The organism is Acinetobacter sp. WCHA45 (assembly GCF_002165255.2).
Taxonomy (GTDB): domain Bacteria; phylum Pseudomonadota; class Gammaproteobacteria; order Pseudomonadales; family Moraxellaceae; genus Acinetobacter.
In genome coordinates this window covers 142,342-168,095 of sequence record NZ_CP028561.1, presented here as the reverse complement: position 1 = coordinate 168,095, position 25,754 = coordinate 142,342, and the positions used below count along the sequence as shown (strand labels likewise).

Genomic DNA, 25,754 nt, shown 5'->3' with positions numbered 1-25,754 from the left:
TAGTGCTGAAAGATTTCTTTTATATGTACTTTAATAGGTTCATTTCATGACGTTTTCTCAAGATGTATGGCAACGTAATCACGATTTATATCAAAAAATATTAGCTCTACCATTCAATCAAGAACTAGCTAAGGGTACTTTAGATCGTAAAGCATTTTGTCATTATGTGATTCAAGATGCTCACTATTTACTAGCTTATGGTCGTGCGCTTGCTGTAGCTGCGGCAAAAGCCTATGAAGCAGATGATGTGATTCAATTTTCGGAAGCAGCAAAAATTGCGATTATTGTAGAACGTAGCCTGCATAGTGATTTTATGCAGGAATTTGACATCAGCAAAGCTGAGTTTGAAGGGACACCATTAACACTTGCCTGCCACCATTACACCTCTTTCCTAACCGCAACAGCTTGGTCAGAAAGTTATCCTGTGATTTTGGCAGCATTGCTTCCCTGTTTTTGGATTTATGCTGAGGTTGGTAAAGACATCGTAAACCAATCAGTTCCTAATAATCCGTATCAAGCATGGATTGATACCTATGCAGGTGAAGAATTTAATACGGCAGTGCGCAATGTGATTGCAACTGTAGATAAAGTGGCAGCACGTTGTGATCAAGACACTTTGGCGAAAATGCATGCTGCATACACTATGGGTGCAAAACTGGAATGGTTGTTTTGGGACAGTGCGTATCAGCAACGCCAATGGTTAGGTTTAGATCAAGCTTAATCGTCTAGCAGACCTTCATTTACATTTTTCACAGACATAAAAAAGCCCCTCATAGGGGCTTAGTCGTATATCGTATTGTCCGATATACTGTATGAGGCTCATCTCAAACTGGCTGCATTAAAACATAAATCAGATCGAGTGAATACCTTTAATTGCTTAAAAAAAGTTAACCGCAATTAAGGCAAGCAATGCGGGTACAGATTGGATATAAATAATTTTTTTTTGCTTGCCGTCAAAGCACCATAAATACCTGCAATCAACACACACTAAAAAGAAATTTGCCAAAGCCACCGCATAGGTTTCAGGTGCAATGAGTGCCCAAAACAAACCTGCTGCAAGAAACCCGTTATAAAGACCTTGGTTCTGCGCTAAATTTAGTGAGTTGGGCTTTTTCCAAGCTATTACCAAAAGCCTTTAAACGTGCATACGCACTTTGTTCAGTATGCTGCCAAAGCTGTTCGACTTGTACTTTATAGTCAGCCATGTACTGTTCTAATAGGGCACAACCAAATGCCTCTTTAGACGCAAAATAGTGGTAGAACGAACCTTTTGGCACGTCACAGGCTTTTAAAATTTCTTGTAAACCAACTCCCACAAAACTTTTACGCAATAACAATTCAAAACTAGTATCCAAGATATGTTGTCGAGTTGCTTCACTCTTGATTGATCGTTTCATAGCCACACCATAAATTAATATTAGACCAGTCATGTAGTAAATTTATGTATTTTTATTCTGCAACAGCTTTACGGTAGTAAAATCAAAAAAGGAATGATAAAAATACAACTCGGTCAGGATGTGATACTCGTTATAAATGTGATTTAACCGTCACAATTTGTCGTTTTAAATATTTTTATACCTCTTGAACAATTTTAAGGCGCTATCATATAAGACCCATTCAACAGCAAAATGCTGCTCAGAAATTATTTTAAATTGATTAGTATTGAGCTTTCTTTCAATACATTCAACTTAAATAATGAATGATCTATGAGATTGCTGTTCAATGTATTTTGATCTTCTATTTGCATATTACTGAGATGTTTTCATGAGCCAAAGTCATATCCGTATTCGAGGCGCACGTACCCATAATTTAAAGAATGTGTCACTCGATATTCCACGTGACAAATTTGTGGTGATCACAGGGCTTTCAGGTTCAGGAAAATCATCCCTTGCATTTGACACTTTATATGCTGAAGGTCAGCGTCGCTATGTCGAATCACTTTCAGCTTATGCACGCCAATTCCTTTCGCAAATGGAAAAACCTGAAGTTGACTCAATCGAAGGTTTATCACCTGCGATTGCAATTGAGCAGAAGTCAACTAGCCATAACCCTCGTTCAACTGTCGGGACAATTACCGAAATTTATGACTATTTGCGTTTGCTTTACGCACGTGTTGGAACGCCTTACTGTCCTGAACATGATCTCCCAATGGTGGCACAAACCATTTCAGAAATGGTTGATGCGGTAAAAGGATTAGAAGAAGGCACTGCCCTGATGCTACTTGCACCAGTAGTGCGCGAGCGTAAGGGTGAATACACCCAATTATTTGAACAATTACAAGGTCAAGGGTTTGTCCGTGCGCGTGTCGATGGTGAAATCATTGATATTGATACCCCACCTGAATTAGACAAAAAGAAAAAACATACCATCGAAGTCGTGGTTGATCGCTTTAAAGTCCGTGACGATCTCGGCAATCGTATTGCAGAATCGTTTGAAACTGCATTACGTCTAGGTAGTGATATTGCGGTGTTGTCGTGGATAAATGGCGAACATCCTGAACGTGTGTTCTCTGCAAAACATTCATGTCCTGAATGTGACCGTGCCGTAGCTGAACTTGAACCACGATTATTCTCATTTAATAATCCATTTGGTGCTTGCTCTGTCTGTGACGGTCTAGGAACACGCAGCCATTTCAGCGCAGAAAAACTGATTCCAAATCCAGAAGTTTCGATCAGCCAAGGGGCGATTCGTGGTTGGGACAGACAACGTCCGTATTACTACACCATGCTGCAAAAAGTAGCGGATCATTTCAGTATTGATCTCGATCAGCCTTGGAATAGTTTAGATAAAGACACCCAAAAGAAATTTTTACAAGGCACAGGCAAAGAGAAAATCGACCTCAGTTATATCGATGAACGTGGTCGTAAACACAGTCGTGTGCAAGCCTTTGAAGGAATTCTGCCACATTTAGAACGCCGTTATCGTGAAACTGAATCGAATTATGTGCGTGATGATCTCGCACAATATTTATCCAATGCAGCTTGTGATGCCTGTGATGGTTCACGTCTCAATGAAATTTCACGCCATGTTCGTGTTAAAGATAAGACCATCGCACAAATCACCAAGATGTCGATTGGTGACGCTGAAAACTACTATCAAGACCTCAATCTTGAAGGTGCCAAAGGTGAAATCGCCGATAAAATCTTTAAAGAGATTCGTGAACGTTTACATTTCCTCGTCAGTGTCGGTTTAAATTATCTCAGTCTTGCACGTTCAGCCGAAACATTATCAGGTGGTGAAGCACAACGTATTCGCCTCGCATCGCAAATTGGTGCAGGCCTAATGGGTGTGATGTATGTACTGGATGAGCCATCTATTGGTCTGCATCAACGTGACAATGATCGCCTATTACAAACCTTAATTCGCTTACGTGATTTGGGTAATACGGTGCTTGTGGTTGAGCATGATGAAGACGCGATTCGTGCTGCGGATCATATTATTGATATTGGTCCTGGTGCAGGTATTCATGGTGGTGCAATTATTGCCGAAGGCACTTATGATGAGTTGGCAAGCCATGCTGACTCCCTTACAGGTCAATATCTCTCAGGCAAATTGAAGATTGAAGTACCGAAACAGCGTACCCAATCACCTCGTCCAAATGAAGTGATCAAGCTGTCTGGTGCGAGTGGACATAACCTGCAAAATGTCGATCTGACCATTCCTCTCGGCATTATGACCTGTGTCACAGGCGTATCAGGTTCAGGAAAATCAACGCTGATTAACCGTACCTTATTACCTTTAGCTGCGACCCAGCTCAATGGTGCAACCACACTGACCGCAGAAAAGTTTGATTCGATTGATGGTTTACAGCACTTAGATAAAGTGGTTGATATTGACCAAAGTCCGATTGGTCGTACCCCACGTTCGAATCCTGCCACATATACAGGCTTATTTACCCCAATTCGTGAGTTATTTGCACAAACGCCTGAAGCCAAAGCACGTGGTTACAGCGCAGGTCGTTTCTCGTTTAACGTAAAAGGCGGACGTTGTGAAGCCTGTGAAGGCGACGGCATGATCAAGGTCGCAATGCACTTCCTACCTGATATGTATGTGCCTTGTGATGCCTGCCATGGCAAGCGTTATAACCGTGAAACTTTAGAGGTTGGTTATAAAGGCAAGAACATTTCAGACGTGTTAGAAATGACCGTAGAAGATGCTGCTGAATTCTTTAGTGCCATTCCTGTGATTCACCGCCGTTTAGATACCTTAATGCAAGTAGGTCTAGGCTATATTCGTTTAGGTCAAGCAGCAACCACGCTTTCAGGTGGTGAAGCGCAACGGGTTAAATTAGCGCGTGAGTTAGCAAAACGTGATACAGGTAAAACCTTATATATCTTGGATGAGCCGACAACAGGTCTACATTTCCATGATATTGCTAAGTTACTCGACATTTTGTATGAGCTACGCAATAAGGGTAATACCATTGTGGTGATTGAGCATAATTTGGATGTGATCAAAACCGCAGACTGGGTAATTGACCTTGGTCCTGAAGGTGGTTCTGGTGGTGGTCAAATCATTGCCGAAGGTACACCTGAGCAAGTCGCTGAAGTTGAGATTTCTCACACAGGGCGTTTCTTGAAGCCAATGTTGAAATAAATTTAATCGGTTCTCAAGTACTGGCGTAAATTTAGGTTGATTTCGTTTCTCTAGCTTGAATTTACGCCAACTCAAAGGTCATATCTTAAAAAATGGATAAAGAACGGGCAAAAAAAAGCTCAACCTTGGGGAAAGTCGAGCTAGTAAAACACAATATATTGAGAAAATGTTACGAGAGAATAAAATGCAAATTAAATACCTCTCCGCAACAATTATGTGAATTATATCTCAAAAAGTAAAGTCGATTAAATAGATCAAGTTTAAATTTACAATCGTTTTTCCAAATTAAATTAGCTCTTAAAATTGAACTTCCCAAATTTTTTAATTGTCATGCTTCATTTACAAATTAAATTAATCACATAACACAATTTTAATGAGATTAAAATCACATTTTTATTGGTGATTTATTACAGTTTTACGACATATTAAAACGAAAAAAACGATAAACTCACCCGAATTAAACAATTAATAAATATCGTTTCGAAACAAGGTTACTCTCTTAAATAGTAGATGAAAACAACCTATATAGTCCGCACGCAAAAAACCAATACAATACCGATATGAGTTATCCAATACATTTTAGAAAGAAACTATTAGCCAAGCTTGAAGAAGGTCAATCTATCCGAGCGGTTGCTCAGCACTTCGAAATTAATAAAAATACAATTGTCGAATGGAAAAAACGAATCGAAATAAAAAGAACTCGACCAAGAAAACCATCTAAAGTTGATGATGATGCCTTACGTGTAGATGTTGAGCAATATCCTGATGATTATCAATATGAACGCGCTGCTCGTTTTGGTTGTGGTACTTCTACAATTGGTGATGCGCTCAAGCGTCTAAATATTACAGTTAAAAAAAGACCTTACGGCACCCGAAAGCAAAAACAGAACTCAGAGAACAGTATTTAAAAGATTTAAACCGATTAAGGTATCAACACCCGATTATCTATCTTGATGAAAGTGGATTTAAATCTCATGAACATAGACCTCATGGTTATTCAAAACAGGGAACTCCTTGTTATGGAAAATATAATTGGCAATTAAAAAATCAAACCAACGCAATAGGAGCAATCCATGAGGGTAAATTATTTGCAGTTGGTTTATTTGATAGCAAAGTAAATTCGGATGTATTTCATTTTTGGGTAGATAAGTTTTTATTACCAGAATTACCTCGAATAGTGTAATTGTCATGGACAATGCAGCCTTCCATAAACGACAAGATATACAAGATCTATTAGCCCAACATGGGCATCAAATACTTTGGTTACCACCTTATAGTCCTGACCTTAATCCTATTGAAAAAATGTGGGCATGGGTGAAAGCAAAAAGGAAAAAATGGTTGGTTAACTCAATAGATAAGCTTTTTAGTCGTTTCTTTAACGAGTGTATGGGTAATTAAGCGGGTTGACTATAGCTCTTGGATATAACTTTGCTAATCTTGATGATACTAAATCTCAAAATTTAGGTGTTAAAGCCGAAGCCTATGTACCAACACCTTACGCTCCTGCATATGCAAGCTTAAGCTATAGTGCGACTGATAATGACGGCAAATATGGCGAGAATGATGACCGTGGTCAGCGTTGGGCTGTTGAATTTGGTTCGGTAATCGCTCCTAACTTCCTTATTGCTGTAGGTTATACAAATGTTGTAGAACAAACATCTTTGGATACTTTCAAAATCTTAAATAAAGGTTTTGGTAAAGCAGTTGGTGAAACAGCGACTATCGCTGACAAGCAAGATGCAATCACTGCTCGTACTAAATACGTTGGTGCTATCGATGGCACGCCTATGTCAATCGGTTTCGAAACAGGTATCGTTTACGGTGAAGACACTGCATACGAGTTAAAAACTGATTTGTACCTAAACTCTAAATTTAGCACAGGTGTTTCATACGCTAAATCAAGTTTTGCAGATACACCTGATTCAGCTTGGGGCGTTAATGTAAACTACTTTATTACTCCAGCAGTTGCTGTAGGTGCAAGCTATTTAAATGCGAATGCTGTAGGTACTGATGAAGATATGCAAACTATTGGCTTAAACGCTAAAGTACGCTTCTAATGCAGTCATAGATGTTCTAATTCAGCATCTATGCATAAAAAAACCCAGTTCATGAACTGGGTTTTTTTATTGTCTTTAAACATTTGAATAAACGAATGAGTTATTCAACTTGTTAATTACATCTTTTTATCTTCGATATTTAATGCACTAATTGCTAAAACAGCTTGCGTACGGTTTTGTACGCCTAATTTGCGGAAAATTGCTGTCACATGCGCTTTGATCGTGGCTTCTGATACGTCTAACTCATAAGCAATTTGTTTATTGAGCAGACCTTCTGCAACCATCATCAATACACGAAACTGTTGTGGTGTAAGCGATTGCAAACGTTCTGCCAACGCGGTTTCATCCGCAGCTCTTGGATCGAAACCATGATGCATGGCTAAATTCGGCGGTAGCCAAATTTCACCCTCTAATACATGTTTAATTGCTTCGCCAATATGACTTGGGTGTGATGATTTCGGGATATACCCCATTGCACCATGTGCAATTGCACGTTGGATAATCGAGACTTCTTCATGTGCTGATACAACAATGATTGGAATCGCTGGGTATTGTGCTCGTACGTATACCAAGGCAGAAAAACCAGATGCGCCGGGTAAATTCAGATCAAGTAATACGAGATCAGGTTCTGCACCATGCTCTAAGCGCTCGTAGAATTCATCGACATCCGCAGTTTCCTGAATCTGTGCTTGAGGAAGACTATATCGAACCGCTTGAATTAAAGCATGTCTAAATAAAGGGTGGTCGTCTACAATTAAAATATTCATAAGCGCTGAGCTGTCTGCGAGTACGTCACTGTACGGTGTTTATTCAAATTTAATCTATCTTAGCCTATTTTTTAAATGAACTGTTGGTTAGACATCAAAACTTGTTTATTTCATCATAAATGCAAAACAATACAAACATTGATATAACTCACACAACATAGACCAATCAATACCTACTATACAGAAATAACCAATAGAAACAGAGTATTAAATTCATTTAATTTTTTCTACTGAATCCTTTATAGGTATATATACAAAACAGATAAGCTTGCAGCATTTCCTTATTTTACAACTTGGCATGCGGTGTAGATAAATAAATAGCAATTCGAAATGATCTTTTAGGCCACTATTATGTCCAATCACAATACTCTCGCTACTCCCCTTAATATTGTTGCCGTATCTGGTGGTTTAAACAGCCCATCAAAAACAGAAAGTTTAGTTCAGGCGATTCTTGATGAACTTTCAGAGGCGATTAATATTAAAGTACATTTCGTCAAGCTGAGTGAAATTGGGCCGTTATTGGGTGGTGCGATTTATCGTAATCAGCTGCCACAACGCGTACAAGATGATTTGGCTGCGGTTGAAGCCGCAGATGCTTTAATTGTTGGAACACCTGTTTATCGTGCTTCATTTACAGGCTTATTTAAACATTTCTTCGACTTTGTTGAGCAAACAGCTTTGGTTGATGTACCTGTGTTACTCGCCGCTTCAGGTGGCAGTGACCGTCATGCACTGGTGTTAGAACATCAATTACGCCCTTTATTCAGTTTTTTCCAAGCACAAACCTTACCGATTGGGGCCTATGCCACTGATCGTGATTTCACGCCTGAATACACGGTAAAAAGCGAACAATTGTCTGATCGCGTTACCTTGGCTGTGGCACGTGCTTTACCAATTTTGGAATGGGCACCTGCCAAAGGCCAACGTGCTGCTGCCATCAAAGCCAAAACTGAGCAAGCCAATCAGAATCTCGGCATCAATAAACAAATCGAACAAGCAGAAGTCTTACCATCTGCGGCAGTACCGAATCTGGATGCAGCTGAATCTCGCTTACACCCGAAGTCAGCCAAGAAGTTAACCCACGTCGCATAAACCATATCTTTTATGAAGGATACAACGATGACAATAACAACATTAGCAATTAAATTTGCCTATTGGGTTCCTAATGTGAGTGGTGGTCTCGTTGTAAGCAATATTGAACAACGTACTGACTGGAGCTATGACTACAATGTGCGCCTCGCACAAACAGCGGAACGAAGCGGCTTTGAATATGCCCTTACACAAATCCGTTTTACCGCTGGTTATGGCGCAGAAAACCAACATGAATCCGTGAGTTTCAGCCATGCTTTATTGGCAAAAACCGAAAAACTCAAAGTCATTGCAGCGATCCTACCAGGCCCTTGGAAACCTGTACTCGCCGCTAAACAACTGGCGACCATTCACTACCTCACCCAAGGGCGTATTGCGATTAATGTGGTCAGCGGCTGGTTCCGTGGCGAATTTGATGCGATTGGCGAACCTTGGCCTGAGCATGATGAACGTTATGTTCGTTCGGAGGAATTTATTCGTACCCTCAAAGGTATCTGGACAGCTGACAATTACAGCTTTGATGGCAAATATTACCGATTCCAAAATTACACGCTTAAACCGAAACCTTTGCAAAAACCTTATATCGAAGTGTTTCAAGGTGGCAGTTCCCGTGCAGCACGTAATATGGCCGCGCGTGTATCAGACTGGTATTTTACCAACGGCAATAGCGTTGAAGAAATCAAGAAGCAAGTTGATGATGTTCGCAGCAAGGCCAAGCTGACCAACCGAGACGTCAAAATAGGCGTTAATGCCTTTATCATTGCCCGTGATACTGAGGAAGAAGCCAAAGCAGTACTGAATGAAATCATAGCTCAAGCCAATGTCGAAGCGGTGAATGCCTTCGGTGATGCCACCCGTGAAGCAGGTGCAGCAGCCCCTGAGCGTGAGGGCAATTGGGCAAAATCGACCTTTGATGATTTGGTTCAATACAATGATGGTTTTAAAACAAATCTGATCGGTACGCCGCAGCAAATTGCGGAACGTATTGTGGCCCTAAAAAATGTGGGGGTTGATCTGGTGCTTTCAGGCTTTCTACATTTTATTGAAGAAGTAGAATATTTTGGAGCAAAAGTTCTACCGTTAGTCCGTCAACTTGAGCAACAACAGGAACAGCGTCTCGCAGCAAAATCAGCTTAGTTTTCAGTGCTGAATAAGAAGAAAAACAAAAGAAATGGCAAATCTTCCCCCAAGGCTCGGCTTGGGGCTTTTTTTATTTTAACGGGTCTCAATTTCCCGCATGACCGTTTCAACCGAATATCGGCACCACTGCGACAGTTGCTCAATAAATTCATTTAATTGTGATGGATTAAAATGGCTAACAATCATATAGCAGGCGTTGCCGAGAATTTTAAAACACTCATCCACTTGCTCATATTGTTTGACCAAACGCTCAACCTCAATAAAAGCTTGCTGATCATTCATAAACAGTTGGATGAATTGTTTATGTTCATATTTTATCGCGATGGTGTAATTTTTGATAAAGCCTGCATCCATTAACTGTGCAATACGAGCGCCAACGGCCTGCCCAGTCCGATGCACCCGCTGTCCAATTTCTTTATGGCTTAAACGCGAATCTTGTTTTAGCAATTCAATAATTTTCAGATCAATCGGATCAAGTTCAATATTCATTTTTCATTACGAAAGAAAACCAGCAACAATGCTTTCATCTGAATATAGCGGATTTTTCACACTTCCCCTACTCTTGTTTTATCTTAACGTTGGAAGAAAAAAATGATGAAACAAGCCTTACTGATTATTGATGTCCAAAACGATTATTTTAAAAATGGCAAAATGGAATTGGTCAATCCAGACCTTGCTCTAGCGCAAACCAATCTATTGGAAGACCATTTTATTCAAAACAATTTACCGATTATTTATATTCAGCATATTAACCCTGCCTCTGCCAGTTTCTTTCAGGAAAATACCGTGGGTGTTGAATTACATCCTCAACTTAAAGTCACAGATCAATCAGTGATTGTCAAAAAGCATTTTCCCAATAGCTTTTTGGAAACCAATCTTCAAACCATCCTTGAACAACATCAAGTTGAACAGTTAGTGATCACAGGTATGATGACCCATGTCTGTATTGACTCAGGGACACGTGCAGCTAAAGAACTTGGATACCAACCCATTGTGATCGCAGATGCCACTGCAACCCGTGATCTTGAACATGATGCTAAGATCGTCAAAGCAGCCGATGTACAAACGGCATTTTTATCTGCACTCGGTTTCTTTGCCACAGTACAAAACACGGCTGATTTTTTAGCAAAGAATTAAATCATGCAGAAAAAAAGAGCGTTCCATCGAACGCTCTTTTTAAATTTGAATAGGTTTATCGGTTTGGATAAACCGTGGCAATCAGATGTTCAACCACAGCCGGCTCAGCCAATGTTGAGGTATCGCCTAAGCTATCCAATTCATTTGCCGCAATCTTTCTTAGGATACGGCGCATGATTTTACCTGAACGAGTTTTCGGCAAAGCAGGCGCCCAATGCAGTGCATCAGGGGTAGCCACTGGCCCAAGCACTTTACGCACCCAGCTCACCAACTCCTTGCGTAGCTCCTCAGATTCCGCCACATCGGCTTGCAAGGTGACAAAAGTACAAATCCCTTGACCTTTAATGTCATGTGGCATACCAACAACTGCCGCTTCAGCCACTGCTTCATGTGCAACCAATGCACTTTCAATCTCGGCTGTCCCTAAACGATGACCTGAAATGTTCAGTACATCATCAACACGCCCAGTGATCCAATAATAGCCATCGGCATCACGGCGTGCACCATCACCAGTAAAATAATAGCCTTTAAAAGTTGAGAAATAAGCTTCAATAAAGCGCTCTGGATCGCCCCAAATCGTTCTCATTTGGCCCGGCCATGAGTCTTTAATGACCAAATTACCTTCTGTTGCTCCGTCCAATTCATTTCCTTCGCCATCGACTAACGCAGGTTGTACTCCAAAGAATGGACGTGTTGCTGAACCCGGTTTGAGTGCGGTTGCACCCGGCAATGGTGAAATTAAAATGCCACCTGTTTCTGTTTGCCACCAAGTATCGACAATTGGGCAACGGCCTTCACCCACCACTTCATGGTACCAGTTCCATGCTTCAGGGTTAATTGGTTCACCGACTGAACCCAGCAAACGTAAACTACTCCGATCACTTTCACGCACGTAGGCATCGCCTTCACGCATCATGGCGCGAATTGCAGTTGGTGCAGTATATAAAATCGTGATGTTATGTTTATCAATCACATGACCAATACGTGCCCAAGTTGGATATTGTGGAATTCCCTCGAACATGACCGTAGTAGTGGCATTACTCAACGGACCATAAAGTAAATAACTATGTCCCGTAATCCAGCCTACATCTGCAGTACACCAATACACATCATCTTCTTTTAGATCAAAGACTTCTCTAAAAGTAGTGTTGACATAAACCAGATAACCACCTGTGGTATGTAACACGCCTTTCGGTTTTCCTGTTGAACCCGAGGTGTACAGAATGAAGAGCGGATCTTCTGCTTTCATCGGTTCTGGTGGACAGTGTTCATTTACTTCCATAATCGCAAGGTGATACCAAACGTCACGCTCAGCATTGAACTGAATCGGATTCCCTGTACGATGCACCACAATCACATTTTCGACACTACTGGTGCCATCAATTTCTAAGGCTGCATCTACATTTTCTTTCAGTGGAATAAGCTTACCGCCGCGCATGCCCGCATCCGCAGTAATCACTAATTTTGCTTGACTATCTTCGATACGGCTAGCCAATGAGTCTGGTGAGAACCCACCAAACACCACACAATGCACAGCACCAATTCGTGCACAGGCCAACATGGCAATCGCTGCCTCAGGCACCATTGGCATATATAGCACCACACGATCACCCTTGCGAATGCCTTGTTTTTTTAGCACATTGGCAAAACGACAGACTTCATCGTGGAGTTCAGAAAATGAAATGATTTTATGACGTGAAGGATGATCACCTTCCCAGATAATCGCAGGCTTTAAAGGATTATCTTTAAGATGACGATCTAAACAGTTGGCTGAAACATTCAGTTCACCATCGGCGAACCACTCAATTTTGAAATTATCTGCGTTAAAACTTGTATTTTTAACCTGTGTGAATGGTTTGATCCAATCAATATTTTTTGCTTCTTGTGCCCAAAATACTTCGGGTTGCTCAATTGAATCCTGATAACGTTTGAAATAGTCTGCTTCCGAGATTCTTGCCATTTCTTTGAATTTATCAGGCACTGGGTAGATTTCTTTCATAGCTCACTTCCTTTGTTTTTTATTTCATACCTTAGATATACACATCTATTTTTCGGGTATATTTTGTTTTCTCTCACAGTATGGTCATCATTTACAAGAGCAAACAATGCGGCTTTGGTCGTAAGAATGTTATGCTTTAGCAACCAAATTTTTTTCAAAAATTTACTCAAAATAATTTAAATTTGAACTGCTTGTCTATGCTTTTTACTTTTAAAATAAGTGATTATTTTGATCATTGCTAAGACCTTAAAAGATTTAATAATCAAAAAATAGGAATTCATCATGTTCGATCAAACACGATCTGCCCCAATTCAGCCTCAATACGATCATCCTTTATCTGCTAAAGGACGTTTTAATCGCTTAAGCTATCTAGGTTGGTATGGTTTGTTGAGTGTCAGTTGGACGGTTCTTTTCATTCTTATTGCCACAATTTCGGCGAGTCTAAGTGTAAATAATGTACAGATTCATGAACCAATCTTATCTGCATTTTCAGGAATCGGAGGAATTGCGCTGATTGCACTATGGTTTGCTGGTTTTTATTTTCAGATCATTTTTTTAATCCGACGCTTACATGATCTGAATAAAACAGGGTGGCTATGTCTATTATTACTGGTGCCAATCCTTCAATTCTTTTTTACACTTTATGTCTTATTTGCAGCAGGCACACCTCATCGCAATGATTATGGCGATGTCCGCCCATCCACCACATGGGAAAAACTATTTGCATGGATCATGATTATATTCAGTTTAACGATGATATGTGGCATGTTTATCTTTAGCTATTATTTTGCTAGCCCTGACTTTTGGGGTACACCAACCCAGATCTTACAAAATACAACTGAGTATTTTTAATACTTTATCGAACAGCCAAATTTGAGCTACTCAATCAATAAAACCGTTACGGAATTTATCATGCATGATCAGTATAAATTCATTATGATAGCTCCCCTAATAAATTCCTTACGTTGCGAAATAGAGATTTTCCCGTGGCAAATGAGCAAACGACATTAACTGAGGTCGCTAAAGATACTGGTGAATTGATTCATCAAGCAGGTGCAAAAACCACGCAAACGGTATTGGCACATACTGAAAAATATCATGATGCCTATACCACGATTGACAAGATCATCGACAGTTTCTGGCAACGGGTTCCCTATATTTGCATCGCCATTGCGGTGTTTGTCATCTTTTGGCTACTGACTAAGTTATTTAAATTCTTTATTCACAAAACTTTGGAAAACCGTAGCTATACCCGACAAAACTTGGTATTAGTGCTCAACCGTGTCGGAAGCACTTTTATTCTATTCTTTGGTTTTTTAATTGGATTGGTCATCGCTATTCCAGGTTTCACCCCAAGCCAGTTAATCGGAGCATTGGGAATCGGTTCTGTTGCAATCGGTTTCGCTTTCAAAGATATTTTCCAAAACTTGCTATCAGGTATCTTAATTTTACTCAGTGAACCTTTCCGCATCGGCGATGATATTGTTGTGAATGGTTTTGAAGGCAATGTTGAAGATATCCAAATTCGCGCAACCTTTTTACGCTCACCTGATGGTCGCCGTATCGTGATTCCCAACGCAACGGTCTACACCAGTGCCGTGACAGTGAACAATGCCTACCAGCGCCGCCGTTGTGAGTTTATAGTGGGTATTGGCTATGAAGATGATATGCAGAAAGCAAAAAAAATCATTATGGATATTTTAGACCGTAATCTCAATGTACTGAGCCAACCCGGTTTCTCGGTCAATGTCACCGCACTTGCAGATTTTTCGATTAATTTAACCGTCCGTTGGTGGGTAAATACCACAGAAACCACCACATCTGCATCAATTAGTGAAATTCAAGAACTGGTTGTAACAGCCTTCGATGAAAAAGGAATTTCGATTCCTTACCCAGTACAAGAAGTCAAAGTGTATCGTGGTGATCAATCTGATCATACAGAGAACTTAGATAAATAATCGCCCTAAAATATGTGATACTGCTGTTTCAGTTCGTAAAATTCGGTTGCCTAAGCTCATCGCTTGGCAGCCGTTTTTTATGAGCAGATCAACCTCATACGGAATAAATCCACCTTCTGGGCCAACAATTAAGTGACATGAATGTTGAATCGCATAAGGCATCTGCTGTTCTGCATAAGGGTGTGCGACATAAGCAGGTTTCTGATCCGAAATAAATGTAGGCAAAACATCTTCAACAAAAGGTTTAAAGCGTTTATACAATTGAATTTCAGGTGCAATCGTGTCGCCTGCTTGCTCTAAACCTAAAGTCACATAATCATCGAGTTGCTGTAAAAATGGGCTTTGCCAATAGCTTTTATCCACCCGATAACTATGAATCAAACTGATCCGTTCCACGCCTAAAGTCACCGCATCCATGATGATACGGCGTAACACTTTAGGGCGTGGCAAAGCAAGAATTAAATGAACAGGTAACTTTGCTGGGATTGCTTCAACCTGAATTGGTCTTATGCGAATCTGTTGCTCAGAAACAGATATTACTTCCGTAAGATAGCGTTGACCATTACGCACGCCGACTTTTAAAGTATCACCACAATTCAACTGAATATGCTGTTGTAAATGTTGGAGTTGACGTTGATTTTCAATCTGCCAGATATTATCTGTTGTCGTGATTTGATTAGGTTCAAGTAAAACAATATTCATGACAAAGCTTTAAATTCTAAATAATGATCAATCAATTGAATATGCTTTTGGAGTGAGCCTTTATTTCGTTGCAGAACCAATTCGGCCTGTTCAATCAATTGCTGAGTCTGTATTCGGTCATCTAAACAACTCAAAAGTTGCTGTACCACTTGTACAGCATCTGTTCCAATCAAAATTCCGTGTTCCGCTACAAACTCATCCACGATACTTTGGAAATTAAAATAGCGTGGGCCAATCACAGTCGGTACATCTAAAACCATCGGTTCTAAAATATTATGTCCGCCACCTGGCTCATTCAATGAACCACCAACAAAACAAGCTTGGCTGAGTGCATACCATAACCACATTTCACCCATACTATCGGCTAGAAAAACCTGTGTATCAGTTTGAATTGGCTGTTTAAGACTACGGCGTTGCGTATTTAAATTTAAACTTTGACAAATTTTATACACCTCATCAAAACGCTCAGGATGACGTGGTACCACAATACAGAGCAAATTTGGATTTGAATTTAAATGTGGTTGTAATTGTCTTAATAAATTTTCTTCTTCAGGTGAATGTGTGCTAGCTAAGGTAATCACTTGACGATCGGCCAATTGCCATTGCTGTCTCAACTGTTCCGCCTGCTGGATATAGTGTTGTGGTGCTGCAATATCAAACTTGATATTACCCACCACCTGACTCTTGGCTTGATCTAGCCCCAAATCCATATAACGCTGTTGTGTCGCGATGTCCTGAGCTAACAACCATGTGAGTTGCTGCAACATCGGCTGTGTTAAACGACGAACTTTACCATAACCTTTGGCTGATTTTGCTGAAAGACGAGCATTCAATAAGATACATGGGATTTGTTGCTGTTTCGCTTGGGCAATTAAGTTTGGCCAAATTTCAGTTTCAACTAGAGCAAGAAGTTTCGGTTGATACAACTCAAAAAATTGTTTCAGTAATGGTTTTTGATCAACAGGCAAATAGACCGCCTGAAAAAGTGTCGGATATTTTTCGGAAAATAAACTCTTGGCTCTGGCTTGTCCTGTCTTGGTGGTATTGGTCACTAAAACTGAATGTCCAAGTTTTAGATAGTGCTCAATCAGAGGTTGAGCAGCATTCGTTTCTCCAACCGATACCACATGAAACCAAATCGTATTTAAATTTTTAGGGGGCTGAAATGGTCCAAAACGCTCTAGACACTCTTGCTGAAATAGTGCATCACTTTCAGCCCGTTGTTTAATTTTCCAACGGTATAAAGGCTTGAGACATATCAGTAAAAAGTTATACCAAAATGGTGTTTGCTGTACTGCGTTTTGCTGCGCCATCCTAGACCATAATTTAGAATTTGATTTCAGCTCATTATGCGGAAGTTTCATATGCATTGACAATTGATTATTGTATGTTGCACTTTGATTAAATATTTCTTTATAAAGAAAAATGATATCTTAGAACAAAGAATAATCCATTTTGAGAAAAACAATGCAGCCTGATTGGTTCAAACAAATAAAGCAACCTTCTGATGAAACAACACAAGAATATCTACCTCGTCATCCATTTCAAATTATTCTCCCTTTTTTAATTCTAGCGTTACTGTGCTGCTTATGGGCGCTTCTAGCCAGTCACTTAGGCGCATTAATGAAAGCCAGTTTTTTACTTGTGGTTCCCTTTATTATTGGCGCACTGATTGTATATATCCAGAATTACCGAAAGGCTGTTTCATTTATACAAAGTTTTAAAGTGATTATTATTTTCCTCGTTTTGCTCTTATTGTTCTCGATTGTTGTACTACATGAAGGTGCTATTTGCGTTGTAATTATGACCCCGATTTTATTGGGCGGTATACTGATTGGCGCTTTATTCATGAAAGGGCTGTGTTACAAAATATGGAAACCGAATAAGGGCATTTATAGCCTCGTATTATTACCATTTATTCTGCTGCCTATCCCTGAGAAAACCCAACTGCATTATGATCATGTTGATCGCAGTGTTCTGATCAATGCTCCTGCCAAGGTCATTTGGCAACAACTCAATCATGCCGACAATATTCAACCACATGAATTTAAACCGAGTGTGTTATACAGCATTGGTGTGCCTTATCCTGTTTCGGGGTTGACTAAACCGATGAATGAAGGATTGATCCGATATTCAACTTGGCAAAAAAATATTCATTTTGAGGAAATTATTCAACAATCCAAACCTAATCAATATCTCAGTTGGACCTATCGTTTCTCCCCAACCTCCATTCCTCAAGGCGCGCTAGATGATCATGTCAGCATTGGAGGGAAATATTTTGATCTTCGATATACCTCGTTTGAATTGACACCAATCAATGATCAGCAAACTAAGCTCACACTAAAAATTGATTATCGAATTAGCACCGAAGTCAATTTTTATGCCAATCAGATTGCACAATTGATGGTGCATGATTTTTCCAATGTGATTCTGGATTTTTATAAGAATCGAAGTGAACAGGCAGTACAGCAAATTAAGTCTTAAAAGTAAAAAATCAAGCGGCTAATGATCCGCTTGATCTTTCATCTGAGTTCAGTTCAGATTATTTTTATCCAGCACAGGTTGCTTAGGCTTCCAACTATTCAAAGGTAGGATAATCGGTATAACCTTCTGCACCTGCACCATATAAAGTATCAAATTGAACCTGATTTAAAGGCAAATCATGTTCCAAACGTTCTAATAGATCTGGATTGGCAATATAAGCTAATCCAAATGCCACGGCATCTGCTTGCTCAGTTTTTAAAATTTGTTTTGCTGAAGCTGGTGTTAATTTCTCGTTAGCAATCCACACCCCTTTGAATTTAGGGCGGAGTTTTGGCAATAAGCTGTCTTCTGCTTCATATTCACGGGTAAAGATAAAGGCCACATTGCGCTGATCCAGTTGTTCAACCACATAACCAAAAGTCGCGAGTGGATTATCATCACCCATGTCATGTGAATCACCACGCGGTGCCAAATGCACACCCACCCGACCTGCACCCCATACCTCAATAAAGGCATCCACAATTTGCAACAACAAGCGCGCGCGGTTTTCAATTGAACCACCATACTCATCATCACGAATATTGGTGCTACTTTGCAGGAACTGATCGATCAGGTAACCATTGGCTGCATGCAACTCAACACCATCAAAACCTGCTGCTTTCGCTAACTCAGCCGCATGTTTATATTGTGCGACGATTTCTTGGATTTCTTCATGCGATAAAGCACGAGGGGTCACATAAGCACGTTTCGGACGCAGTAAGCTGACCTCACCTGCGGGTCGAATGGCACTAGGTGCTACAGGCGTATCACCGTCCAATAAATCAGGGTGCGAAATACGACCGACATGCCATAGCTGAACCACAATCTTTGAACCTTGCGCATGCACTGCTTCAACAATTTTGTTCCACGCTTGAGCTTGTTCTTGTGACCATAAGCCTGGCGTATTGGCGTAGCCAGCAGCTTTCGGACTAATCACCGTCGCTTCAGTGATAATTAAGCCCGCATTGGCACGTTGTTGATAGTATTCCACCATTAAATCGTTTGGAATACGCTCAACACCACTACGAGCTCTCGTCAAAGGTGATAAAACCAAACGGTTTTTAATCGTAAAATCACCCACTTGTAACGCAGAATTTAGTCCAGCCATGATCGCCTCAATTTACACTTATTCAGTTAAAGTGTTTGTTTTAAATGTTCGATATATTGCTGAATCAAAGCTTCATTTCTGGTGAAATAGGACCACTGCCCATATTTCTCAACCTGAATCAAACCTGCCTGCTGTAACACAGACAAATGATTTGACATGGTTGATTGTGCAACTTTGCCTAGACGTTCAATATGACCCGCACATACGCCTCGTTCAAAACTGCCACCACATTCCTGCACCGGTAAAAATTGCTCAGGCTGTTTCAGCCACTGCAAAATCTGTCGGCGTAATGGATTGGCTAAGGCTTTGCTAATAATGTCAATATCCATAGACTCACCATGTTGATCAAGCGGCAAAACTTTGTTCAGCACCTAAACCCAGTATATCGTATTTTTTAAATATTAATATCTGTTTTTTTCGATATTAATATCCTATTTTTTCGATTAACTAAACAATGCTGAACGAAGCCACTTTGATATATTTGTTTTCATTGAATAAAGTCTCCATCCGCTCAAGAATAGGAGACTTTTTCTCACACTTTAAATTCGAGTATTCCCTCTCCTGACAGGATAAGGCTAGGGAGAGGGCAAGAGATTTATAGACCTTGCTTTAAACTTGCTTCAATGAACTTATCCAAATCACCATCAAGCACGGCTTTGGTGTTTGAATTTTCAATCCCTGTACGCAAATCTTTAATACGTGAATCATCTAGGACATAAGAACGAATCTGACTGCCCCAACCAATATCTGACTTCGAGTCTTCCAATGCTTGAGCTGCTTCATTACGTTTGCTCATCTCTAACTCATAGAGTTTGGCACGTAACTGTTTCCATGCATGGTCACGGTTCGCATGCTGTGAACGTTGGTTCTGACATGCCACCACGATACCTGTTGGTGCGTGAGTGAGACGAACTGCCGAATCGGTTTTGTTAATGTGCTGACCACCCGCACCCGAAGCACGGTAAGTATCGGTACGGACATCCGATGGATTAATATCAATTTCGATATTGTCATCAATCTCAGGTGAGATAAATACTGCCGAGAATGAGGTATGACGGTTGTTATTACTGTCAAATGGTGACTTACGCACTAAACGGTGTACGCCACTTTCGGTACGTAACCAGCCATAAGCAAACTCGCCATCGACACGGATGGTTGCGGATTTAATTCCCGCTACATCGCCGTCAGACACTTCCATCAATTCAGCTTTAAAGCCATGACGTTCGATCCAACGCAGATACATCCGCAGTAACATCGATGCCCAGTCTTGTGCTTCCGTACCACCAGAACCTGATTGGATTTCAAGGAAACAGGGATTTGGATCCATTGGATTACTAAACATGCGGCGGAATTCTAAGTTACCTAAAGCCTGTTCAGCACTATCAAGTTCAGCCTGAACATCTTCTAGTAAAGTTTCATCATCAGCTTCTACAGCCAAATCAAGCATCGCTTTAGCATCATCTAGCTGCTCTGCAAGACGATCAAATACACCTAAAGTATTTTCTAAACTGCCCTTTTCTTTCGCAATCGCTTGCGCACGACTCTGATCATTCCAAATCGTTGGGTCTTCTAGTTCTCTTAAAACTTCTTCTAAACGCTCAGCCTTTAGATCGTAGTCAAAGATACCCCCGTAGTGTTTGGCTACGATCAGATAAATCTTTCAATTGGACTAAGTACGGATTAATTTCCACGCGTATTTTCTCACAATATTTTTCACTCAATCTCATATTTTAACATAACTGGTTTGTGCGACACAGCCATGTATTTTTAACTAAATTCAGCAGTTCATCCGATACATGGAAATGTATTTTGCTTATATAATTTCATGTTTAAAACTGACTCTGATTACACTAAAAATACGAATAAACACAATCCATCCTAAGTTTTAATAAATCAAAACACTAATATTTTTTATTTAAAATCAATTACATACTAATTAAAATTTACATTTTATCTACGTTTGTACCGTGCAGTTACTTTCTTAAGATTGACGATTAAATAATTTTCTCTAGACTAAAAGTTGTAACAAAAAGTGTAATTAATATTCATTTGGTTCATTATCTCAACAGGGGCATAACCATGAAAAAATTAGCAATAGCATCAGCACTTTTATCTGCGATTGCAGTAACAGGCACTGCTCATGCGTATCAAGCTGAAGTGGGTGGTTCATATACCTATACAGATTGGGACGATTTTGATAGCACAAACAATTTTGGTGTGGATGGGACTTATTATTTCAATCCAGTCCAAACACGTAATGCACCACTTGCAGAAGCAGCGTTCTTAAACCGTGCTAGCAACGTGAAAGCCAATGTTAACTATGCCGACAATAGTGGCGTAAAAGATACAAACTATGGCGCAGGTGTTGAATATTTCGTACCAAATAGTGATTTCTATTTAAGTGGTAATGTCGGTCGTAGTGAGCGTGAAGTAGACAATACTGCCATCGATCAAAAAGTAACAACCTACGGCGCAGAAGTTGGTTACTTACCTGCTCCAGGCTTATTACTTGCATTAGGTGTGAAAGGTTACGACGAGAAAAATGGTAAAGACGGCGCTGATCCAACTGTACGTGCTAAATATGTCACTCAAGTTGGTGGGAAAGATGTCAACTTAGAAGCTTATGGCGCATTTGGTGATTTAGATGAATACCGTGTTAAAGGTGACTACTATCTAGATAAAACACTGAGTGTTGGTGCAGATTATTACAATAACGACCTAACAAATCGTGATGAATGGGGTATCTCTGCGAAGAAATTCCTGAATCAACAAGTGAGCTTAGAAGGTCGTGTTGGTTTTGGTGATGACTATAATACCTATGGTATCCGTGGTGCATACCGCTTCTAAGCAATTATGCTAGATAAAAAATCCGCTCTACTGAGCGGATTTTTTATTGTGCGAGATGTGATATTTGCAATTGCAGACTCGTATTGCCATTAAAAACGTTACGCTCCAGCGTATACACTAGGTCAACATAGCCAAGCATCGGATTGAACTCAAAACGATCTGCCGCATTAAAGACAATCGCATCTACAACTTGCTGTCCGAGTGCCAGCTTTAGCTTTAAATGCTGGTCTTTCAACCAGCGATAATCCATCACTTTAAATCTTCCCTCAAATTGAGGAATTGGAAATTTTTGTCCCCAAGGACCTAGCCGATCAATCCAGTCTAGCGTTTCAAGATGTAAACTAGCATCAGTTAACTCACCATCTGTCCATAGAGTCGCTTGGAATAAATTTTCATCCATTTCAGCAATTGATTGAATAAAAACTGTTTTAAATTCATCAAAATTATCTTTTTTTAAGGTCAAACCTGCTGCTGCGGCATGACCACCAAAATGGCTAACTAAATGTGGGTATTGTTCTGCGACTTGCTCAATAGTATCGCGAATATGAACACCTTCAATCGAACGCGCAGAGCCTTTAATATGTATCCCATCTTCATCAGGAGCAAATACTAAACTTGGTCGGTGAAACTGTTCCTTTAGACGCCCAGCTACAATCCCTATTACCCCTTGATGCCACTGTTCATCAAACATCACCAGTGCAGCAGGTAAAGAATCTGCCTGTAGCTGCACATGCTGTAATGCACTGATCGCTTGCTGTTTCATCTCAGCTTCAACTTGACGACGTTCTACATTCAGTTGATTGAGCTGCTGTGCAATTGGATAAGCTGTTTCTAGATCTGGAGCCAATAAACACTCAATACCTATTCGCATGCTCTCCATACGACCAGCCGCATTAATTCGAGGGCCGAGCACGAAACCTAAATCTTGAGCGCGTAAACTTGCAGCGTCTCGTTTTGCAATATCCAATAATGCTAAAATTCCTGCACGACATTGATGTTGCTGAATTCGTTTTAAGCCAGCATCCACTAAAATACGGTTATTATAATCAAGCGATGCAACATCAGCATAAGTTCCCAACGCAACCAAATCTAAATACTGAGTGACTTTACTGGTACTTTTTCCCTGCTGAGCGCGGTAACTGGCTAACTTTGCCAGCACATAAAATGCCACCCCAACCCCAGCCAATGCTTTGCTTGGAAAGTCACAGCCCAACTGGTTAGGATTCACCACCGCCTCTGCGGATGGAGTTGGTTTGGTCGTCAGGTGGTGGTCGGTAATAATGACCTGCATACCCAAAGTTTGAGCAGTCTCCACCCCTGCATGACTCGATATACCATTATCTACAGTAATCAAAAGATCTGGCTGATAGCTTTGCTTTGCCAACTCAGCAATTTTAGGGGTTAAGCCATAACCGTACTTAAAGCGATCAGGCACTAAATATTCAACCACCGCACCCATCTCTTGCAACACTAACACCATCAGGGCGGTACTGGTCGCACCATCGGCATCATAATCGCCAATAATGACAATCTTCTGCTGCTGGTCAATCGCCTGATCGATCAGTTCAACCGCCGTGTCCAGTCCCTTGAGACTGGGTGCAAGCAGATGCTTGAGTTTAAGCTCAAGTTCCTGTTTAGACTGAACGCCACGTCGTGCCAATATTTCAGCAATAAACGTAGGCACGCCCTGAAATTGTTCAGGGCGTGTCAAAAATGGTCTTTGTTGAATTTGAATCATTGTCATTTATGGCATCAAGCGTTGAATAATCCAAAGTCCATTTTGTTTTTCATAACTTAAACGGTCATGTAAACGGTTTGGTCGTCCTTGCCAGAATTCATAATAATCTGCATCTAAACGATAACCACCCCAAAATTCGGGTTTATCCAACTCAGTTTCATGTACTTGGTTTTGTAAGTTTTGAAAACGCTGTTGCAGTAACTCACGGCTTTCAATAACACCACTTTGTGGTGTACTAATATGTGCTGCAATCTGACTATCACGTGGACGCTTATGGTAATAATCCGTCGATTCCTGTTCTGAAATCTTGGAAACCTGACCACCGATACGTACCTGACGTTCTAAACTCGGCCAGTAAAATAAAAGTTCAGCATAAGGATTTTCCGCAAGGTCTAATCCTTTCTGACTATCATAATTGGTGTAAAAATCATAACCAGCTTCTGTTGCACCACGTAACAAAACGGTTCGCACGTGTGGCCGACCTTGAGCATTTGCTGTCGCCAAAGACATCGCATACGGTTCATGTAATTGAGCAGTGAGTGCATGATTGAACCAACTCAAGAATTGCTCATGGGGATTTACACTGATCTGGGATTCGTGTAACTCACCTTGTTCATAACTTAAACGAAGTTCACTCAGGTCTTTAATGACATCATTCATTATTACTCTCCTTTAAGCAGCTTGAGCATGAGCTCTGACTGCATCGGCTAAATGATTTGCGATGGCATCCACTTCCTGCTGTTGATCTCCTTCTACCATAACTCGAATCACAGGTTCAGTACCTGATTTACGAATCAAAATACGTCCACGCCCAGTCAATTGTTGTTCAGCTTTTTCAAATTCAGCAACAAGAGCAGGAACAGCATATGGATCAATCATATGCTGTAAACGAACATTGATTAACACCTGTGGAAATAATTCAAAGTCTGCAACTAATTCATGTAATGCTTTCTCTTGCTCAACCATCACCGTGAGCACTTGTAGAGCGGCAATAATCGCATCACCAGTTGTGCTCTTATCCAACGTTAAGATATGACCTGAAGGTTCACCACCTGTAACCCAACCATTTTCTTCTAATGCCTGTAATACATAGCGGTCACCGACTTTTGCGCGCACAAAACCGACATCCGCTTTTTGTAATGCTAACTCAAGTGCCATATTACTCATGACTGTTCCAACAATACCTACTGGTTTATTTTTAGCCTGAGTAGCAAGGATATACAGAATATGATCACCATCTACCAGTTGACCATTTTTATCTACCATCACGACACGATCTGCATCACCATCAAACGCAATACCTAAATCAGCTTGGTGATCAACCACGGCCTTTTGTAGAAATTCAGGATGGGTTGATCCACAATTTTCATTGATATTTAAACCATCTGGTTCATTAAAAAGCGGGATTACTTTCGCACCTAGCTCTCTAAAAACTGAAGGACCAACGCTATATGCTGCGCCGTTAGCACAATCCACTACAATTGTGAGATTACTAAGATCGAAGTGGTATGGAAATGTTGATTTACAGAATTCGATGTATCGACCATTTGCATCTTTTACACGAACACTTTTACCTAGGTTAGCCGTATCATCAATCACTAAATCTTTTTCTAATTCTTGATTGATCTCATTTTGTAAGGCATCTGGGAGTTTTTTACCTTCACCTGAGAAAAATTTAATCCCATTATCAAAGTAAGGGTTATGTGATGCTGAAATCACAATACCTGCATGTGCATGCAAAGCACGTGTTAAATGCGCTATAGCAGGCGTTGGTAATGGTCCCAACAAATGCACATACACACCTGCTGCGTTTAAACCTGCTTGGAGAGCTGCTTCTAGAATATAACCTGATAAACGCGTATCTTTACCCATAACCACAATTGGTTTGTTTTTAGGACTATTTCTTTTTAATACTTTTCCTGCTGCAAATCCTAATTTTAATGCAAATTCAGGGGTAATCGGCATTTGTCCAAATTTGCCACGAATTCCATCAGTTCCAAAATAGCTCATTCTTTACTCGCTTTCTTATCTTTATATGACGTATCGTCATATCATTTTTCATCTGTTTTACTTTACACCAAAACAAAAAAACC

General features: G+C 40.4%; 24 protein-coding genes and 2 pseudogenes. 13 read left to right on the top strand and 13 right to left on the bottom strand.

Going from position 1 to position 25,754, the window contains the following annotated elements:
• Positions 1–46: 46 nt before the first annotated feature.
• A complete protein-coding gene (tenA, locus tag CDG55_RS01985) occupies positions 47–721 on the top strand; it encodes a thiaminase II (RefSeq protein WP_087537027.1) in 675 nt (224 codons plus the stop codon).
• A gap of 156 nt (positions 722–877) precedes the next feature.
• Here tenA and CDG55_RS01980 read toward each other — a convergent pair whose 3' ends face one another.
• Positions 878–1,048 carry a DUF1304 family protein gene (locus tag CDG55_RS01980; RefSeq protein WP_413772785.1) on the bottom strand — a complete coding sequence of 57 codons (171 nt, stop codon included), beginning with the start codon at positions 1,046–1,048 and terminating at the stop codon, positions 878–880.
• 22 nt (positions 1,049–1,070) lie between these two features.
• A pseudogene (locus CDG55_RS01975) lies at positions 1,071–1,397 on the bottom strand (TetR/AcrR family transcriptional regulator); the annotation flags it as partial.
• A 367-nt stretch (positions 1,398–1,764) separates the two neighbouring features.
• On the opposite strand from CDG55_RS01975, the gene uvrA reads away from it, so the two are divergent.
• The 5 genes and pseudogenes from uvrA to CDG55_RS01955 form a co-directional block, all read left to right on the top strand.
• The gene (uvrA, locus tag CDG55_RS01970) at positions 1,765–4,596 is read left to right on the top strand and encodes an excinuclease ABC subunit UvrA (protein ID WP_087537029.1); all 2,832 of its coding nucleotides are present in this window, start codon (positions 1,765–1,767) and stop codon (positions 4,594–4,596) included.
• 560 nt (positions 4,597–5,156) lie between these two features.
• Positions 5,157–5,504: an IS630 transposase-related protein gene (locus tag CDG55_RS01965; RefSeq protein WP_087537030.1), complete on the top strand. Its 348-nt coding sequence runs from the start codon at positions 5,157–5,159 to the stop codon at positions 5,502–5,504.
• 32 nt (positions 5,505–5,536) lie between these two features.
• Complete coding sequence (locus tag CDG55_RS15635) at positions 5,537–5,779, top strand: transposase (protein ID WP_213066150.1); 243 nt, start codon at positions 5,537–5,539, stop codon at positions 5,777–5,779.
• Positions 5,780–5,784: 5 nt separating this feature from the next.
• Positions 5,785–5,994 carry a transposase gene (locus tag CDG55_RS15570; RefSeq protein ID WP_004703693.1) on the top strand — a complete coding sequence of 70 codons (210 nt, stop codon included), beginning with the start codon at positions 5,785–5,787 and terminating at the stop codon, positions 5,992–5,994.
• A gap of 11 nt (positions 5,995–6,005) precedes the next feature.
• Positions 6,006–6,653: pseudogene (locus CDG55_RS01955) on the top strand (carbapenem susceptibility porin CarO); the annotation flags it as partial.
• A 116-nt stretch (positions 6,654–6,769) separates the two neighbouring features.
• Here the strand turns inward: CDG55_RS01955 and CDG55_RS01950 are convergent.
• Positions 6,770–7,420, bottom strand: a complete 651-nt coding sequence (locus CDG55_RS01950; RefSeq protein ID WP_005156795.1) for a response regulator — start codon at positions 7,418–7,420, stop codon at positions 6,770–6,772.
• Between the two features lie 351 nt (positions 7,421–7,771).
• On the opposite strand from CDG55_RS01950, the gene msuE reads away from it, so the two are divergent.
• Together msuE and sfnG are read left to right on the top strand one after the other, a co-directional pair.
• Positions 7,772–8,512, top strand: coding sequence for an FMN reductase (msuE, locus tag CDG55_RS01945; RefSeq protein WP_087537031.1), 741 nt, complete (start codon positions 7,772–7,774; stop codon positions 8,510–8,512).
• A 27-nt stretch (positions 8,513–8,539) separates the two neighbouring features.
• Positions 8,540–9,646 (top strand): dimethylsulfone monooxygenase SfnG, encoded by a 1,107-nt coding sequence (sfnG, locus tag CDG55_RS01940; RefSeq protein ID WP_087537032.1) that lies wholly within the window; start codon positions 8,540–8,542, stop codon positions 9,644–9,646.
• 78 nt (positions 9,647–9,724) lie between these two features.
• On the opposite strand, the gene CDG55_RS01935 is transcribed toward sfnG, so the two are convergent.
• The gene (locus CDG55_RS01935) at positions 9,725–10,138 is read right to left on the bottom strand and encodes an Lrp/AsnC family transcriptional regulator (RefSeq protein WP_087537033.1); all 414 of its coding nucleotides are present in this window, start codon (positions 10,136–10,138) and stop codon (positions 9,725–9,727) included.
• A 105-nt stretch (positions 10,139–10,243) separates the two neighbouring features.
• Between CDG55_RS01935 and CDG55_RS01930 the strand changes: the two genes are divergently transcribed.
• Entirely contained in the window at positions 10,244–10,786 is a 543-nt protein-coding gene (locus CDG55_RS01930; RefSeq protein ID WP_087537062.1) for a cysteine hydrolase family protein, read from the top strand.
• Between the two features lie 55 nt (positions 10,787–10,841).
• Here CDG55_RS01930 and acs read toward each other — a convergent pair whose 3' ends face one another.
• Positions 10,842–12,785 (bottom strand): acetate--CoA ligase, encoded by a 1,944-nt coding sequence (acs, locus tag CDG55_RS01925; protein ID WP_087537034.1) that lies wholly within the window; start codon positions 12,783–12,785, stop codon positions 10,842–10,844.
• Positions 12,786–13,067: 282 nt separating this feature from the next.
• Here acs and CDG55_RS01920 point away from each other — a divergent pair, with 282 nt between their 5' ends.
• Together CDG55_RS01920 and CDG55_RS01915 are read left to right on the top strand one after the other, a co-directional pair.
• Positions 13,068–13,637 carry a DUF805 domain-containing protein gene (locus tag CDG55_RS01920; protein ID WP_087537035.1) on the top strand — a complete coding sequence of 190 codons (570 nt, stop codon included), beginning with the start codon at positions 13,068–13,070 and terminating at the stop codon, positions 13,635–13,637.
• 134 nt (positions 13,638–13,771) lie between these two features.
• Positions 13,772–14,743 (top strand): mechanosensitive ion channel family protein, encoded by a 972-nt coding sequence (locus CDG55_RS01915; protein ID WP_087537036.1) that lies wholly within the window; start codon positions 13,772–13,774, stop codon positions 14,741–14,743.
• Here the strand turns inward: CDG55_RS01915 and CDG55_RS01910 are convergent.
• Together CDG55_RS01910 and CDG55_RS01905 are read right to left on the bottom strand one after the other, a co-directional pair.
• A complete protein-coding gene (locus CDG55_RS01910; protein WP_087537037.1) occupies positions 14,732–15,445 on the bottom strand; it encodes a 16S rRNA (uracil(1498)-N(3))-methyltransferase in 714 nt (237 codons plus the stop codon). The two genes, CDG55_RS01915 and CDG55_RS01910, sit on opposite strands and share 12 nt — an antisense overlap.
• Positions 15,442–16,758 (bottom strand): 3-deoxy-D-manno-octulosonic acid transferase, encoded by a 1,317-nt coding sequence (locus CDG55_RS01905; protein WP_087537038.1) that lies wholly within the window; start codon positions 16,756–16,758, stop codon positions 15,442–15,444. The genes CDG55_RS01910 and CDG55_RS01905 overlap by 4 nt, the downstream gene beginning before the upstream one ends.
• A 154-nt stretch (positions 16,759–16,912) precedes the next feature.
• On the opposite strand from CDG55_RS01905, the gene CDG55_RS01900 reads away from it, so the two are divergent.
• Positions 16,913–17,929, top strand: a complete 1,017-nt coding sequence (locus CDG55_RS01900) for a hypothetical protein (protein WP_087537039.1) — start codon at positions 16,913–16,915, stop codon at positions 17,927–17,929.
• Positions 17,930–18,023: 94 nt separating this feature from the next.
• On the opposite strand, the gene CDG55_RS01895 is transcribed toward CDG55_RS01900, so the two are convergent.
• The 3 genes from CDG55_RS01895 to prfB form a co-directional block, all read right to left on the bottom strand.
• A complete protein-coding gene (locus tag CDG55_RS01895) occupies positions 18,024–19,076 on the bottom strand; it encodes an alkene reductase (RefSeq protein WP_087537040.1) in 1,053 nt (350 codons plus the stop codon).
• Between the two features lie 26 nt (positions 19,077–19,102).
• Positions 19,103–19,405, bottom strand: a complete 303-nt coding sequence (locus CDG55_RS01890; RefSeq protein WP_034602558.1) for an ArsR/SmtB family transcription factor — start codon at positions 19,403–19,405, stop codon at positions 19,103–19,105.
• Positions 19,406–19,671: 266 nt separating this feature from the next.
• A protein-coding gene (gene prfB, locus CDG55_RS01885) for a peptide chain release factor 2 (protein WP_111313900.1) occupies positions 19,672–20,767 on the bottom strand; the annotation gives its coding sequence in 2 pieces (ribosomal slippage) (positions 19,672–20,694 and positions 20,696–20,767; 1,095 coding nt in all).
• Between the two features lie 388 nt (positions 20,768–21,155).
• Between prfB and CDG55_RS01880 the strand changes: the two genes are divergently transcribed.
• Positions 21,156–21,923, top strand: a complete 768-nt coding sequence (locus CDG55_RS01880) for a putative porin (RefSeq protein ID WP_087537042.1) — start codon at positions 21,156–21,158, stop codon at positions 21,921–21,923.
• A 43-nt stretch (positions 21,924–21,966) separates the two neighbouring features.
• On the opposite strand, the gene recJ is transcribed toward CDG55_RS01880, so the two are convergent.
• The 3 genes from recJ to glmM are packed head-to-tail and all read right to left on the bottom strand — an operon-like array spanning position 21,967 to position 25,671.
• A complete protein-coding gene (gene recJ / locus CDG55_RS01875) occupies positions 21,967–23,667 on the bottom strand; it encodes a single-stranded-DNA-specific exonuclease RecJ (protein WP_087537043.1) in 1,701 nt (566 codons plus the stop codon).
• Positions 23,668–24,321, bottom strand: a complete 654-nt coding sequence (pdxH, locus tag CDG55_RS01870; RefSeq protein WP_087537044.1) for a pyridoxamine 5'-phosphate oxidase — start codon at positions 24,319–24,321, stop codon at positions 23,668–23,670.
• Positions 24,322–24,333: 12 nt separating this feature from the next.
• The gene (gene glmM, locus CDG55_RS01865) at positions 24,334–25,671 is read right to left on the bottom strand and encodes a phosphoglucosamine mutase (RefSeq protein WP_087537045.1); all 1,338 of its coding nucleotides are present in this window, start codon (positions 25,669–25,671) and stop codon (positions 24,334–24,336) included.
• Positions 25,672–25,754: the final 83 nt, after the last annotated feature.